Source organism: Marinobacterium marinum, from assembly GCF_013868415.1.
GTDB lineage: Bacteria > Pseudomonadota > Gammaproteobacteria > Pseudomonadales > Balneatricaceae > Marinobacterium > Marinobacterium marinum.
The window spans coordinates 303,128-317,401 of record NZ_JACEMT010000052.1 but is presented as its reverse complement, the minus strand read 5'-3'; the positions used below and the strand labels follow the sequence as shown (position 1 = coordinate 317,401).

Annotated in this window: 13 protein-coding genes and 1 pseudogene; 8 read left to right on the top strand and 6 right to left on the bottom strand. The window is 58.0% G+C overall.

All coding sequences use genetic code 11. The features are described 5' to 3' along the window. The first annotated feature begins 275 nt into the window (after positions 1-275). Positions 276-1,778 (top strand): MFS transporter, encoded by a 1,503-nt coding sequence (locus H1S06_RS13040; protein ID WP_181740880.1) that lies wholly within the window; start codon positions 276-278, stop codon positions 1,776-1,778. Positions 1,779-1,794: 16 nt separating this feature from the next. On the opposite strand, the gene H1S06_RS13035 is transcribed toward H1S06_RS13040, so the two are convergent. Then, a complete protein-coding gene (locus H1S06_RS13035; protein WP_181740878.1) occupies positions 1,795-2,109 on the bottom strand; it encodes a hypothetical protein in 315 nt (104 codons plus the stop codon). A gap of 85 nt (positions 2,110-2,194) precedes the next feature. Continuing rightward, on the bottom strand, positions 2,195-3,679 hold the full coding sequence (gene pdxR, locus H1S06_RS13030) for a MocR-like pyridoxine biosynthesis transcription factor PdxR (protein ID WP_181740876.1): 1,485 nt from the start codon (positions 3,677-3,679) through the stop codon (positions 2,195-2,197). Between the two features lie 236 nt (positions 3,680-3,915). Between pdxR and glyA the strand changes: the two are divergent. Together glyA and H1S06_RS13020 are read left to right on the top strand one after the other, a co-directional pair. Then, positions 3,916-5,180 (top strand): annotated as a pseudogene (gene glyA, locus H1S06_RS13025) (serine hydroxymethyltransferase). Positions 5,181-5,269: 89 nt separating this feature from the next. Continuing rightward, a complete protein-coding gene (locus tag H1S06_RS13020; protein WP_220183873.1) occupies positions 5,270-6,478 on the top strand; it encodes an MFS transporter in 1,209 nt (402 codons plus the stop codon). A 252-nt stretch (positions 6,479-6,730) separates the two neighbouring features. Here the strand turns inward: H1S06_RS13020 and H1S06_RS13015 are convergent, their stop codons facing one another. Genes H1S06_RS13015 through H1S06_RS13005 form a run of 3 tightly spaced genes read right to left on the bottom strand, consistent with a single transcriptional unit; the run spans position 6,731 to position 9,487 of the window. Further along, positions 6,731-7,972 (bottom strand): NAD(P)/FAD-dependent oxidoreductase, encoded by a 1,242-nt coding sequence (locus H1S06_RS13015; protein ID WP_181740874.1) that lies wholly within the window; start codon positions 7,970-7,972, stop codon positions 6,731-6,733. A 3-nt stretch (positions 7,973-7,975) separates the two neighbouring features. After that, a complete protein-coding gene (locus tag H1S06_RS13010; protein WP_181740871.1) occupies positions 7,976-9,061 on the bottom strand; it encodes a YkvI family membrane protein in 1,086 nt (361 codons plus the stop codon). A gap of 48 nt (positions 9,062-9,109) precedes the next feature. Beyond that, positions 9,110-9,487 (bottom strand): RidA family protein, encoded by a 378-nt coding sequence (locus H1S06_RS13005; RefSeq protein ID WP_181740869.1) that lies wholly within the window; start codon positions 9,485-9,487, stop codon positions 9,110-9,112. A gap of 171 nt (positions 9,488-9,658) precedes the next feature. Between H1S06_RS13005 and H1S06_RS13000 the strand changes: the two genes are divergently transcribed. Both H1S06_RS13000 and H1S06_RS12995 read left to right on the top strand, forming a co-directional pair. Continuing rightward, complete coding sequence (locus H1S06_RS13000; RefSeq protein ID WP_181740867.1) at positions 9,659-10,288, top strand: helix-turn-helix domain-containing protein; 630 nt, start codon at positions 9,659-9,661, stop codon at positions 10,286-10,288. A 44-nt stretch (positions 10,289-10,332) separates the two neighbouring features. Next, positions 10,333-10,740 (top strand): GFA family protein, encoded by a 408-nt coding sequence (locus H1S06_RS12995; protein WP_181740947.1) that lies wholly within the window; start codon positions 10,333-10,335, stop codon positions 10,738-10,740. Positions 10,741-11,060: 320 nt separating this feature from the next. Here the strand turns inward: H1S06_RS12995 and H1S06_RS12990 are convergent, their stop codons facing one another. Continuing rightward, on the bottom strand, positions 11,061-11,606 hold the full coding sequence (locus tag H1S06_RS12990) for a hydrolase (protein WP_181740865.1): 546 nt from the start codon (positions 11,604-11,606) through the stop codon (positions 11,061-11,063). Between the two features lie 131 nt (positions 11,607-11,737). On the opposite strand from H1S06_RS12990, the gene H1S06_RS12985 reads away from it, so the two are divergent. The 3 genes from H1S06_RS12985 (at position 11,738) to H1S06_RS12975 (ending at position 14,235) form a co-directional block, all read left to right on the top strand. Continuing rightward, positions 11,738-11,974 (top strand): hypothetical protein, encoded by a 237-nt coding sequence (locus H1S06_RS12985; RefSeq protein ID WP_181740863.1) that lies wholly within the window; start codon positions 11,738-11,740, stop codon positions 11,972-11,974. A 163-nt stretch (positions 11,975-12,137) separates the two neighbouring features. After that, complete coding sequence (locus tag H1S06_RS12980) at positions 12,138-13,229, top strand: LacI family DNA-binding transcriptional regulator (protein WP_181740861.1); 1,092 nt, start codon at positions 12,138-12,140, stop codon at positions 13,227-13,229. Beyond that, positions 13,222-14,235, top strand: a complete 1,014-nt coding sequence (locus tag H1S06_RS12975; protein ID WP_181740859.1) for an ABC transporter substrate-binding protein — start codon at positions 13,222-13,224, stop codon at positions 14,233-14,235. Before H1S06_RS12980 ends, H1S06_RS12975 begins: the two co-directional genes overlap by 8 nt. Positions 14,236-14,274: the final 39 nt, after the last annotated feature.

Here is a 14,274-nt window from a genome sequence, read left to right as displayed (position 1 = left end):
TGCTGGATCGTGGGATACGCCTCACCGGTTTTCGATGGCGCCAGACTACGCCTGTATTGCTGATAGGTTCAGGTATAAAAAAGTAATATTTAATGGGTACAGAATGAGGGGCAGCGTTAATATGATGGATCTGTACCCATCCATATTGACCGATGTGAGCCTTCCCCAATGGTACGGAGGCCGCTACCCTGCGAGTTTCCTTGAAAACAATAATGGGGTTGATGCGTGTACAGAAGCGCTGAATATGAATTGGCTCCGATACAGGAGCGTCGTATATGAAGGCGGAAAACCGGCAGCGGTCGGTGCTGCTGACGGCGTCGGCGGCCTGCGCACTGACCATTTTTGATACCAACTTGCTGGGTGTCATCATGCCGATGCTGGTGGCGGACATGGGGGTCGACTTTGCCCAGATGGCATGGGTCATGAGTGGGTTTTTGCTCAGTTTTGCGTCCCTGTTGCTGGTAGCCGGGGCACTGGCCGACCATTATGGTCGCAAGCGGATCTTGTTGCTGGGGCTGGGCCTGTATGGTGGTGCCGCACTGGCCTCAGGGCTGGCGCCCGAGGTGGGGTTACTGATTGCCGCTCGAATTCTGCAGGGAGCTGGGGCCGCGTTTTTGTTGGCGCCGGCGCTGGCTATCATCGGGCAGACCTTCCGGGCGCCGGAAGAGGCGGTCAAGGCTTGGGCTATCTGGGGCAGTCTGATGGGTTTGACCATGGTAACGGCACCCTTATTGAGCAGTCTGGTGGGAGCCGGGCTTGGGTGGCGCTGGGCGCTGGGTATGATGATGCCGATCTGTGCTCTGTTGATGTGGCAAGTCATGCGGTTAATCGACGAGTCCAGTGCACCGCGTCCGCAGGCGTTCGACTGGCTGGGAGCGGCTCTGTTCAGCCTGACCATGTTGGCCGGGAGCTGGAGTCTGATTCGTGGCCCTGAAATTGGCTGGAGCAGTGCTCTGGTACTCGGACCGTTGTTGGCCGGAGCCGTGTTGCTCACCGCTTTTATTGTGCGTGAGCTGGCCGTGTCCAACCCCATGCTGCAGCTGCGATTATTTGCTTCACCCGCTTTTGTGGGGGCGGTTGCCGCTATGCTGGGGTATGCCGCTGCCGCGCAGGTGATGGCGGCCTTTTTGCCTGTCTATCTGCAGAAGGGACTGGGTGTGTCACTGGTTTGGACGGGGGTTGCACTCCTGCCGTTTGCACTGGCCATGTTGATCTTTCCCATGGTCGGTCGGCGATTGTCGGCCTGGCTGCAATCCTGGCAATTGCTGGGACTGGGCTTGGCGATTATTGCGCTGGGTAATCTGGGCCTGGCGGCGGCGGTGAAGGCCGACAGTTCGATGGGGTTCTTTATCTGCATGGCGTGTCTGGGAGCCGGTGGTGGCCTGATCAACGGAGAAACCCAAAAAGCCATCCTGGGTACGGTGTCGGCCGATCAGGTTGGCATGGCCTCGGGAATCAGTACAACCGCGCGCTTTCTGGCCATGTTGATAGGGTATGCCGGTTTGTCATCGGTGCTGCTCAGTGGTGTTCGTGCGGAACTGCAGGTACAGCTGTGTCCTCCGTCGGGCTGCTGGTTGACAGCGGATCTGGTGACATCCGTGGCGGCCGGTGAGTGGATGCGGGCCGAGTATGAAGGCAGTCCGCTGGCGTCATCGTTTGCCTTGCAGGGATACCAGGCAGGCTTCAGCGCCCTGTTTGAGGTGGCGGCGATTGTCGCACTGGTGGCGGTGGCTTGTGTGCTGCTGTTGATGCGACGCTCAAAAGGAGATGAGACCTGAGACAGGGCCTTGGGCTTCAGTACTTGTCGATATAGGTCGGATGAATATCCGGCCGTTTATCGCTGTCGGGCTGATACAGCCAGGCATGCAGGCAGGTGAAAATGGAGAAAAAGGCGGACAGCTGTACGGCGAAAGTGAACTCTCCCAGCACGGCATACAGATGATCGGATATGTACAGAACTACTCCGGTCAGCCCGATGAAAAACAACAAACAGGCCAGTAGCATCGGCTTGCTGAGCAGGTGGCGGCATAGGTGGCGCAACAGATAGTCGGTTGCCGTCACGAAGAGCACCATGGCCAGAGCGGAAAATGTGAAGCCTTCCTGGAGCATTTTCGAGTCCTTTCGGAAGTGTCGGCGATCCTGCCTGGATAGGGATTATGTTGCCAGTCGTGAAGCGAATGCAAACCTTCAAACCTTACTTTTGGAGCTTTCTGAACACCCGTGCCAGTGTTTTTATGGCGGCACACATCTCTTCCGGGGTATAGGCTGCAAAACCGAGTAGAAACCCGGCAGTGCCCACGCCTGAAGCGTGTAGTCCACTTAATCCCATCAGGTCCAGCCCCTGTCGCCGCGCAGCCGTGATGACATCGGTTTCGGGGGTATTACAGGTCAGTATGCAGGGCATCTGCAGGCCGCCGATGGGTGGGCGGGGCTCGACAAAACCGGTCAGGTACTGCTGTACCAATTCGTCCAGTACCTTCAATCGCTCGGCATAGAGACCGCGCATCTGGCGGACATAGGCGTTGAAGTGGCCGCTTTCCATGAAGCGAGCCAGTGTCAGCTGTGGCAAGGGGGCGCTGTGGCCATCGATCAGGGTACGGGCGGTGGTCAGTGGTTTTACCAGCTGAGGTGGCAGTACCAGGTAGCCAATGCGCAGTCCGGGGAACAGTGATTTGGTGAAGGTGCCGATGTAGATGGTGCGGTCATAAGGATCCAGTCCTTGTACGCAGGCGGTAGGCTTGCCTGCGTAGTGGAATTCGCTGTCATAGTCATCTTCGATGATCCATGCGTTGTGCTGCCGGGCCCATTCGATCAGGGCCAGACGTCGATCCAGTGACAGGGTGGCACCGCTGGGAAATTGGTGCGAAGGCGTCAGGAATACCGCTTTGGCCGGATGAGGGCTTTGCTGTAGCAGGTCGACCTGCAGGCCTTGCCGGTCGACGGCAATGGGGATCGATTTCAGCCCGGCCGCATCGAAGGCGCGGCGGGCGCCGTAGTACGCCGGGTCTTCGATGAAGATGGCATCACCGGCATCCATCAGGTTCTGGGCACAGAGCGTCATCCCCTGTTGCGAGCTGGTGAGGACCAGTATTCGTTCGGGCGTGGCGCGGCCGCCTCGTTCCAGATTCACGTAATCGGCAATGGCCTGACGCAGTGCTGTGGTGCCCTGAGGATCGCTGTGCAGCAGTGCCGTCGTGCCCCATTCTTTTATCACCTGACGTTCCAATCGTGTCCAGAGCGGCAGCGGGAAGAGGCGTGTTTCGGGGATACCCGGCGAAAACGGGCGGGGTGACAAAGCTTCGCGTACGCCGCCGCTGTCATACATGGCGCTGCCGCGTCGGCTGAGCTCGGGGGCCAGTATTCTGGGGCTCCGGGTACGTCGCGTCAGGCTGCGGCGCGACAGTCGGGTCCGCTCTGATACGAAGCTGCCACTGCCGACTCGGCGTTCGATGTAGCCTTCTGCATGTAACTGGGTATAGGCGGCTTCAACCGTATCACGTGACACCTGCAGTGACCCGGCCAGCGCTCGTGAGGCGGGCAGCGGTTTTCCGGGTCCCAGAGCACCGTCGAGAATCAGTTGCCGAATGGCGCGCTGAATACGGGCATACAGTGGCAGATCCGCATGGTTCGGGTGGATCAGCCAGGCTTTTACCGATTCGAGCTGGGAATGTTTGAACATCGATTATGGCCTCTTCGGGGCGTGCCAGGATGGGAGCGGGATACGGCGTTACCCGCCTCAAAAGAGCCGACCAACTCCAGTATTGGTCTGGTTATTCTTAATAAAGTGGATGGGTTGGTCAGTCCATTTTCACGCTATAAATAATCTCACGCAAGGCCAGGTTTACCTGTTGCCAGCCGCGGTGCCTTGCAGCGCCATTGATTATTTATCCATCCGAATCTGAGGAAATAACTGATATGTATGATTCATCCCTCACACTGGAAACTTTTGATGCCGCATTGGCCGAGTCGGTACGGCAGGAAGTGCGCCGTCAGGAAGAGCATGTGGAGCTGATCGCATCTGAAAACTACGCCAGTCCACTGGTGATGAGGGTGCAGAACACGGTGTTCACCAACAAGTATGCCGAGGGCTATCCAAAACGCCGTTATTACAGCGGCTGTGAATATGTGGATCAAGTGGAACAGTTGGCCATTGAGCGGGCCAAAGAGCTGTTCGACTGCGATTATGCCAACGTGCAGCCACACGCGGGGGCTCAGGCCAATGCGGCGATCTTTCTGGCGTTGGTACAGCCGGGTGATACCGTGATGGGGATGAACCTGGCACAGGGCGGTCATCTGACCCACGGCAACCCGTCTAGTTTCTCCGGTCGGCATTACAACATCGTGCCTTATGGCCTGGATTCTGAAACCGGTTTGATCAATTACGACGAGATGGAGCGCATCGCACTGGAAAACCGTCCCAAGCTGCTGATCGGCGGTTTTTCCGCCTATTCACGTCGCAAGGACTGGGCCCGTATGCGGGCCATCGCCGACAAGGTGGGGCGCTGTTCTGGGTCGATATGGCGCATGTGGCCGGCCTGGTGGCGACTGGTGAATATCCTGATCCCTTGCCCCATGCCCATGTGGTCACCAGCACCACCCACAAGACACTGAGAGGCCCGCGTGGCGGCCTGATTCTGTCCAGAGGGCAGGGCGAGGATTTCTATAAGCGGTTGGACTCGGCTGTATTTCCTGGAGTACAGGGTGGCCCACTGATGCATCAGGTGGCGGCCAAGGCGGTGGCGTTCAAGGAAGCGTTGGCGCCCGAGTTCAAGGCATATCAACAACAGGTCGTGATCAATGCTCGCGCCATGGCCGAGGTGATTCAGGCACGTGGCTACAAGATCGTATCCGGCGGTACGGACAACCACATGATGCTGATCGACCTGATCGGTCGTGACTACACCGGCAAGGAGGCGGATGCCGCGCTGAGCAAAGCCTGGATTACTGCCAACAAAAACTCGGTGCCCAATGATCCGCGCTCGCCCTTTGTTACTTCGGGCCTGCGCATCGGCACTCCGGCGGTGACCACCCGTGGTTTCGGTGTGGCAGAGTGCGAACAGCTGGCCGGTTGGCTGTGTGATGTGCTGGATGCACTGGAATCTGCCGACCGTGATGCTGTTATTGCACGGGTGCGGGAGCAGGTGCTGTCGTTGTGCCGCCGTTACCCGGTCTATGCCTGAGACGAAAGTATCTCGGTTATACGGGGGTGCCGTTATACTCGGTTATTCCCCGTCATCAGCCCAGTAGTAAGCGGCAAGGAGAGTTAAAGGTGAACGTGACACGGAACGGCCTGCTGGCGCAGGTCTCGGCGGCCCATCTGATCAGCCACCTGCATATCATGACGGTGCCCGCATTGTTGCCGCTGCTGCCCGGCGTGATGGAGGTCGGTTTTGTCGAGCTGGGCATCGCCATCGGCGTATTCAACATTGTCACGGCGCTGGTGCAGATTCCGCTCGGTTTCATGGTCGACCGGCTTGGGGCCAAGCGCATGCTGCTGGCCGCGCTGCTGCTGGGCGCCTTCAGTTTCGGGCTGGTGGCGGCCATACCGACCTACACCTGTCTGCTGGTGGCCATGGCGCTGGCGGGGCTGGCCAATGGCGTTTATCACCCGGCGGATTACGCGCTGCTGTCCCGTGGCATGGCACCGGAACGCATGGGGCGGGCGTTCTCGGTACATACCTTCTCGGGTTTTCTGGGTGGTGCGCTGGCCCCGCCGGTGATGATCGGGGTGGCGATGATGCTGGAGCCGCGCTGGGCCTTCGCGGTCGCGGCCGGAGCCGGGTTGCTGGTGTTTGCCCTGGTGGCACCGGGCAGGGAACAGGTACCGTCGGAGCGGGAGGCCGCCGAGTCGTCCCGAGCCGAACAGCGGCCACTGTCTACACCGCTGGCCTCACTGGCAATCCTGATGTTGCTGTTCATGATGTTGAACCTGAGCACCGGCTCGATCGAGCAGTTCTCGGTATCGGCACTGGTGGGCGGATTCGATGTGTCATTGTCGGACGCCAACCGGGCGCTGACGGTGTTTCTGTTCTCGACCGCGTTCGGCGTTCTGGCCGGTGGTGTGCTGGCTGACCTGACTCAGCGACACGGTTCTCTGGCGGGAATCGCTTTTGCGCTGGCGGCCTGTCTGGCGATGGTGGTGGCGAGTGTACCGCTGTCGCCACTGATGCTGGCACTGGTGCTGGGCGCGACCGGTTTCCTGGCCGGTGTGGTTGCCCCGTCACGCGACATGCTGGTGCGAGCGGCTTCTCCGGCCGGTGCGGAAGGACGCACCTTCGGCATCGTCTCGACCGGCTTCAATATCGGTGGCGTGGTCGGGCCGATCCTGTTCGGTTTCATGCTGGACCGAGGCTGGCATACCAGCCTGTTCTGGGCGACGGCCACGTTCATGGGTATCACCACCCTGATCGTGCTGTATCAGGAGCAGCGTAAAATACGCTCGACCGGCACTGCGCTGGCTGAGGCGCAAGGCAGTTAGCGCGTGACCATCAGATCAGGGCATCAGGCGTGAGAATCAGGTGTATAGAGTGCGGGATCAATGGCATGAACCTACTGATGGAACAGGTGCGCGATCTCGGCCATCAGTCGAGCAGGTCTGAAGGCAAGGGTCTGCCTGTTGCCATCGACTGGCAATTGATTGGTGGAGGCGAAGATTTCCGGCAGGGAAGCGGTGGATACGTTCGGATATCCACCGCGTGTACCCGGTGCTCAGACCTCAACCGGCAGAGGGCTAGAATCGCTCCACCCGGTAGGGGTGCATATCGATATCCGGGGTCTCGCCATCCATCATCTGGCCCAAAAGCTTGCCGGTCGCGGGGCCAAGGGTGAAGCCCTGATGTCCATGACCCACTGCCAGCCAGAGTCCGGGGTGTTTATGTGACGGGCCAATCACCGGCTTCATATCAGGCATGCAGGGACGTCCACCCATCCAGGGCTCTGCATCCAGGCGCTCGCCCAACGGGAAAAAGCGACGGGCAGCGTTTTCGGCCGCTTCCAACTGCTGGTAGCGCCGTTTGGCATCCAGGGTTGCGAGTTCGGCACCACTGGTCAGGCGGATCCCCGTTTGCATGGGGGCCAGCACATAGCCGACTTCGGAGTCCAGCAGCCAGTGCTTGAGGGGTGTCTGCTCCGCATTGGCGTAATGCATGTGGTAACCGCGTTTGACAAACAGTGGCAGCGCAATATCCAGTTTCTTCAGCCAGTCAGTCGACCAGGGCCCCAGTGCCACAACCACCTGTTCAGCCTGGATGCGATCCTGTCCAGCACAGGCCTGCCAGCCTGATTGATGAGGCTCCAGCGAGTGCAGTTCGGCCTGTAGCCACTGCCCTCCAGCCTGCTGAAATGCAAGAGCATAAGCGGCGACCAGGCCGCCGGGTGAGGATGCGTTCCAGGGCTGTGTCCAGTGAATACCACCGACCAGATCTCGAGTCAGTCCCGGCTCCATTCGGGCCAGGGCAGCGGCATCCAGGGTTTGGTGAGTGACGCCGAAATGCGTCTGGACCTCATCAGCCATTTGCTGTCCCGCCGCCAGCGCACGGGAGGAGCGGAAAACTTCGATATAGCCATCCTGGCTCATCAGCGATTCGGCTTTGGCTGCTCGGATCATTTCCGCGTGGGTATCCAGCGACTGCTCGATCAGTGCCGCATACTCGGGGACAATCCTTGCATAGCGTGAGGGCGTTGACTGGTTCCAGTAGCGCAGCAACGGACCGGCAAACTTGAACAGTCCGCCCATCTGGTAACGGATATCGATATCCCGGTTGGGCAGTACCCGCAGCAGCGTTTTCAAGTCGCGCGGGAAGGCGTAGGGACGTACGGCCTCACGTTGAATCAGGCCGGCATTGCCAAACGAGGTTTCCCGCCCTGGTGTGTTGCGATCGACCAAGGTCACCTGGTGCCCGCGCTGCTGCAGATGCCAGGCTACCGAAACACCTACCATACCGGCACCTAAAACCAGAATCTCGCGTGACATCAATCAGTTACCTCTTTGTTCGATCGCGACTGCCGGGGCTGCGCCTGCTCGGCGCTGACGTATCCAGGCGAACAGAATCGCGGCCATCAGGAAAAAGCCCAGGTAGCCAAAAAATGGATACACCTGGCCGACAAGACTAACAAAACCGACCAGACTGCCGCCATAGGCGGCGAGGCCTATGCCGATGGCGCCAAAGCGAAACTGTCGGGTGCCAGCGGGCAGGAAACGTGCCGTAAATGCGTACAGAGCGCCCACGGCGGTATTCAGGATCATGCCCAGAATTACCATTGCGACCAGTACCGACAGGGCGGGCGACACTTCCTGTACCAGAAGCAGCATGGGCATGGGGGCCCCCGCGATACTGTCCAGGCGTGACAGCAACGCCATGGCGATGACCAGCATCAGTCCACCCAGAATGGCACCGCCGAGCAGGCCGCCCCAGGCCGCCTTGCGTTCATTGGCGACGGCCCCGCCCATAATGGCCAGAATCGGAACGCCTGCGACGATGTTGTAGGACACGTACAGCAGGGCGCCCAGCCACCAATAGCGAGCACCGGGTGTTTGAGTCTCGGCAACGGCTTCCAATGCGTTCAGGTCCGCTTCTCGCGTCAACACGGCATAGGCGGCAATAGCCAGCGATACCATGACCAGGACCGGTGTGACGGAGCCGATCAATGTGATGACGCGCCGTATGTCCAGACATACCACGGTAATGATGAAAACCGTGACCAGCGCGCTGCCCAGCAGTGCCGACAGGCCGAACTGCTGTTCCATCAGAGCACCGGCTCCGGCCAGCATGACGACGGTGACCGCAAACATGAAAAAGGTGATCATGCCATCGACCAGCCAGCCAAGGGCGGGGCCGCAAATGGCGTATACAAGCTCCTTGTGAGAGGTTGCCTGAAGGCGGCTGCCCATACCGGCCAGGGCCATGCCCAGGAACACGAAAACAGCGGCACTCAGTAATGTTCCCGCAAGTCCCCAGAGGCCGAAGTTGACGAAAAATACCTGGATTTCCTGGCCCGAGGCAAACCCCGCACCCACCAGGACGCCGACAAATGCACCGGCGATCTTGAGTATTTCCTTCATGGGCAGTGGCTCCACCGTTGCCTGTTGTTTCGTGCCGTCAGCACCTGTTCAGCTCTCGCCGACCCAGGCCTGTACCTCGACTTCAACGTCCACGCCCAGTGCCAGGCCTGCTGTTACAGTGGAGCGTACCGGCAGGCCGGCTTCAAAATAGCGCTTGTAGACTTCGTTGAAACCGGCAAAGTGCTGCATGTCGGACAGCCACACGGTGACTTTAACCACTTGAGAAAAATCGGCCCCGCAGTGTGCCAGTGTCTCGCCTATACGCGTCATCACGGTTTCGGTTTGCTCTTCAATGGTGCCGAGGACCACTTCACCGTTCGCTGTCATGGGGACCTGACCTGACAGCATCAGAAAGCCACCGGCCTTGACGGCACGGGAGAACGGAAGCGGCAGGTCGCTGGGGAAGCGCTGGATAGAATCAGTCATTATTATCAGTCTCGTTGGGTACGGGTTTGGATATCGGCACTATCAATGCCGAGTATTAGTCTGCATTATTTTCTCTGATGTGAGAATATCAGATATGAGAATTTTAAAGTCAAGTCGATTTCGGGATACACTAATGCCACACGCACAGCCCGGCTTTGCCGTAACACGTCAATGACAATCGAGTCACATTCTTTGCAACAGGCCCACCCGCTCATTGATCGAGTACTGGTCGGTGCGCGCCTGAGAAAGCATCGCAAGCAACAGAAGCTTACCCTCAAGCAGCTGTCGGAACAGTGCGGTGTCGCACTGTCGACGCTGTCGAAAATGGAGCTGGGCCAGGCTACGGTCAGCTATGACAAGCTTGCCGCCGCCGCCCGAGCACTGAACATCGAGCTGTCACAGTTGTTCAACCCGGATGAACAGGCCGACTCGGCGGCACGCCCCACCGTGGTCAGCGTCAAAATATCCGAGGCTCCCGGTTACGCCACCGGCAACTATGAATATCACCCCATCGCCGGCGAATTCCCCGGCCGTAGCATGATGCCGATCTATGCCCGTATCATGGCGCGGGACCTGAGCGAATTTGACGACTTTGTGCGTCATCCGGGGCAGGAATTCACCATGGTACTGTCTGGCCGCATCCGCATTCACTTCGAAACCGGTGAAACGATCAGTCTGGGGGAGCGTGAAACCGCTTACTTCAACAGTGCCATCGGTCATATCTACCTGGCGGAAGGCGAGCAGGATGCCGAAGTGATCGCGGTGATGTCGGAGCCGAAGGAAAACGAGCCGCCGCAGTAGGCGGTCTTTATCAACCTGATAGAAAGGTGAATACGTTGGACGCGATCAAATATCCGATCAAGGGGTCATGCCAATGTGGCCAGGTATCCTATGAACTGCTGGAGCCACCGCAGATGGTCGTTGCTTGTCACTGCAGGGAGTGTCAGAAACTGTCGACCAGTGCCTTCAGTATTACCGCCATGGTGGATGCCAAAAGCGTCGTATTCAGTGGCGAGATGGCACATTGGCAGCGTCCGGCGGAGAGCGGCAATGTCAGTGCTGCCAAATTCTGCCCCGGCTGTGGCAACCGTATCTATCACTACAACCCGGATCAGCCGGATCAGATCAAACTCAAGCCCAGCAATCTGTCCGACACCCGGTTGATCCAGCCGGTGGCCCATGCCTGGGTCAGCGAAAAGCAGGACTGGTTCGAGATTCCGGCGGGCGTGAAGGTGTTTGACAAGCAACCCTAGTTGTCGCATCCCGGACGGTTACAACTAATAAGAGTAAAAAAGAATTTAAATTTTTCATGTAGCTTCCTGTATTGCTAAAAGTTTAATCCTGCGCATGTGCATTTTTGCTCAGGGTCCACGATTTGAAGAGCTGATATAAGCACATGAATAGAAATTATAAATCAAGATGTTACCGCCATTTGTCGGCGGCTTGCACGGTGAGTCAGGTTTTCATAGTCGTTTTGTATACGGTCAGGGTGGCGATTTTGTGCCATGTAAACAGTCTTGTTCAGTATTGCGAAGAGGGTGGCCCCGGCGAAAGGTGACCGGGGCGTCATCAATCAGCGCAGAAATTCCATACTGAAGGCTTTGAATTGGGGGGCGTCGGAGCTGCGTACCCATTCGAATCCTGCCATTTCGCGGGTAAGTAACCTGACGCCTTCCTTTTCCATTCGACGCAGGGCCACTTCGGTATCAAGCGGGTTACGTGCGGAGATGGAGTCGGCAATCACGAATACTTCGTATCCTTCTTCGAGCAGGCGCAGAGCGGACTGTATTACACAAGCATGGGATTCCATGCCGCAGAGGACCGCCTGTTTTCGGTCCAGCTTACGGAAGGCGTTGCCAAAGTCTGGGTCATCAATGCAGGCGAAGTGAGCCTTGCCGTACAACCTGTCAGCACCGATCAGTTCACGCAGGCCTTCTTCAGTGTGCCCCAGCCCCTGAGGGTATTGTTCGGATCCGATTACCGGCACTGCCATCAGTTGAGCCAGCCGGGTCAGCCACTTGCAGTTGTCCACGAGCCGCTGCTGTTCATGTACGCCGGGCAGCAGTTTGGCCTGCACATCGATTACAACCAATACGGACTTATTTGTATCCAACAGCATTTTTACTCACTCCTTGTGCGTGTGATGGCAGGCCGGGCGGCATCCGGCTTGTAGTTATCTCTCCTGTATACTGCCTTGCATCCCACGTGGTCAAACGCCGCGTTCTCAATTGGACAGGGTTCAAGTTCATCGTGAATATGTTTTCCAGTAAAAGCCTTGGTATCGCTACGTTGATCTATTTGTTCACCATCGCTGTGGTGATAGTGAATGGCAGTGGCTGGGCGGCACTGATGGATTCAGCCGTGGTGTTGGGGTTTCTGGTATATGGCTGGCCTTTCCTGCTGCCGATGGCTCTTGTGCTGATTCCTCTTATTGCTTTGGTGGTCGAAGGCGGGTTTGCCTTTTTCGAACAGGATCAGGATCGGTAAATGATACTTCAGGTTGTTACTGCACATTAGGAATGCGGGGCCTGGTCGGGTTTCTTATCCTGAGATGATACGTATATGTAAACGATTACATCCTGTAGTTAAACGTTAACACGGGTGTAAAAAAACGAATCTATAGTGCCTCCCAACACGAAAGGAGGCATTCATGGTCAAACCCGTTACCATCAAGGATATAGCGCAGCACTGCGGACTTTCCGTCGCCACGGTCTCCCGTGTCGTCAACGGCAAGGGAGCGGTGCGAGCAGAGACGGTCGAGAAGGTCGAAGCGGCGATACAGGCTCTGGGCTATCGTCCGAGTATGGCGGCACGGGCGCTTAAATCTGCCAGCAGCATGACGCTGGGCGTGATCATTCCCAGTCTGACCAACCCGGTGTTTGCCGAAACGGCGGCGGGCCTGCAGCAACGGGCGCGTGAACTGGGCTATACACCGCTGATTTTGTCGTCCGATTACGATGACGCGCTGGAACTGGGTGCCGTCGAAAACCTGTTGGCCTATCAGGTGGATGGCATTCTGCTGACGGTCAATGATGCGGCGGCCAGTGCCGCGCTGCAGCGACTGGACGAAGCCGGATTTCCCTATTGCCTGATGCACAATGTGCCACGTCACCGTGTGGCGGGCTATATCGGTGTGGACAACTTTCGTGCTGCCGCCGAGGTGGCCGAGCGGATTTTGGCGCAGGGGCATACGCGTATCGGCATGATATCGGGCGAGTTCATTCGCACCGACCGGGCACGTGATCGCCATGCCGGTTTCCTGGCCGGACTCAAATATGCAGGGGTGGCACTGGCGCAGCTGGTACAGGTCGATCCGGTCAATGCTACCGGGCTGCAGCAGGCCCTGACGGCGGTATATGAACAGTCGGAAGAATCGCCGACGGCCTGGTTCTGCTCCAATGACCTGTTGGCGTTGGCTGCCATTGCTCAGCTTGAGCGAATGGGCAAGCGCGTCCCGGATGAAATATCCATTGTCGGTTTCGACGGTATCCAGGCGGGCGCCTTGCGTGCTCCCGCGCTGACCAGCATCCGTACCCCCAATCTAGAAATCGGCAGTGCCGCCGTTGATCTGCTGCTGACGCAGTTGAACGATACCTCGTCCGGTACCGGACGCAAGCTTGGCTATCAGCTGGTGGCAGGCGGAACACTGGCCGAGACATCTGTTATTCGTGATGGCAGCACCCCCGGCAAAACCCAGGATACACCCTTTCAATTATTCAATGAGAGTAAAGACGATGCTTAAACGACGTGCGTTCGAATTGACTTCCGCATTGGCCCTGTCCGCCAGCGTTATAAGCGGTACCGCTCAGGCAGCCGATGCCATCTGCTACAACTGCCCGCCGCAGTGGGCGGACTGGGGCACTCAGCTTAAAGTGATCAAAGAAGAGTTGGGTTACAGCATTCCGTTCGACAACAAAAACTCCGGCCAGACCCTGTCTCAGCTGTTGGCGGAGCAGAACAACCCGGTAGCGGATGTGGCTTACTACGGCGTGTCTTTCGGTATCACTGCGGCCGAGAAGGGCGTGACCGAAGCCTATAAGCCGGCCAACTGGGATCAGATTCCGGAAGGTCTGAAAGACCCCAATGGCCAATGGTTCACCATCCACTCAGGCACTATCGGTCTGTTCGTCAACGTGGATGCCCTGGATGGCAAGCCGGTGCCGAAAAGCTGGCAGGACCTGCTTGATCCCACCTACAAGGGGATGGTCGGCTATCTGGACCCGTCCAGCGCTTTTGTGGGCTATGCCGGTGCCGTGGCGGTGAATGGTGCCTTGGGTGGTGACCTGAATAACTTCGAGCCGGGCCTGAGTTACTTTGCCAAACTGAAGCAGAATCATCCCATCGTGCCGAAGCAGACAGCTTATTCGCGTGTGCTGTCCGGCGAGATTCCGATCATGCTGGACTACGATTTCAACGCTTACCGCGCCAAGTACAAGGACGGGGCCAACATTCAGTTTGTCATTCCGGAAGAAGGCAGTGTTGTGGTGCCTTACGTGATGAGCCTGGTGAAGAATGCGCCCAACCCGGAGAAGGGTCGCAAGATTCTCGACTTTGTACTGTCCAACAAGGGGCAGGCGGTTTGGGCCAATGCCTTCCTGCGTCCGGTGCGCCCCGATGCCATGCCGGAGGACGTGAAAGCCAAGTTCCTGCCTGCGTCCGAATATGCCCGTGCCAAGCCCGTCGACTACAAGAAGATGGCCGAGGTGCAGGGGGATTTCCAGAAGCGCTACCTCGATCAGTTGAACTGATTGACCGGCGGAGACCGGACTCGGTCCGGTCTCCTCTTG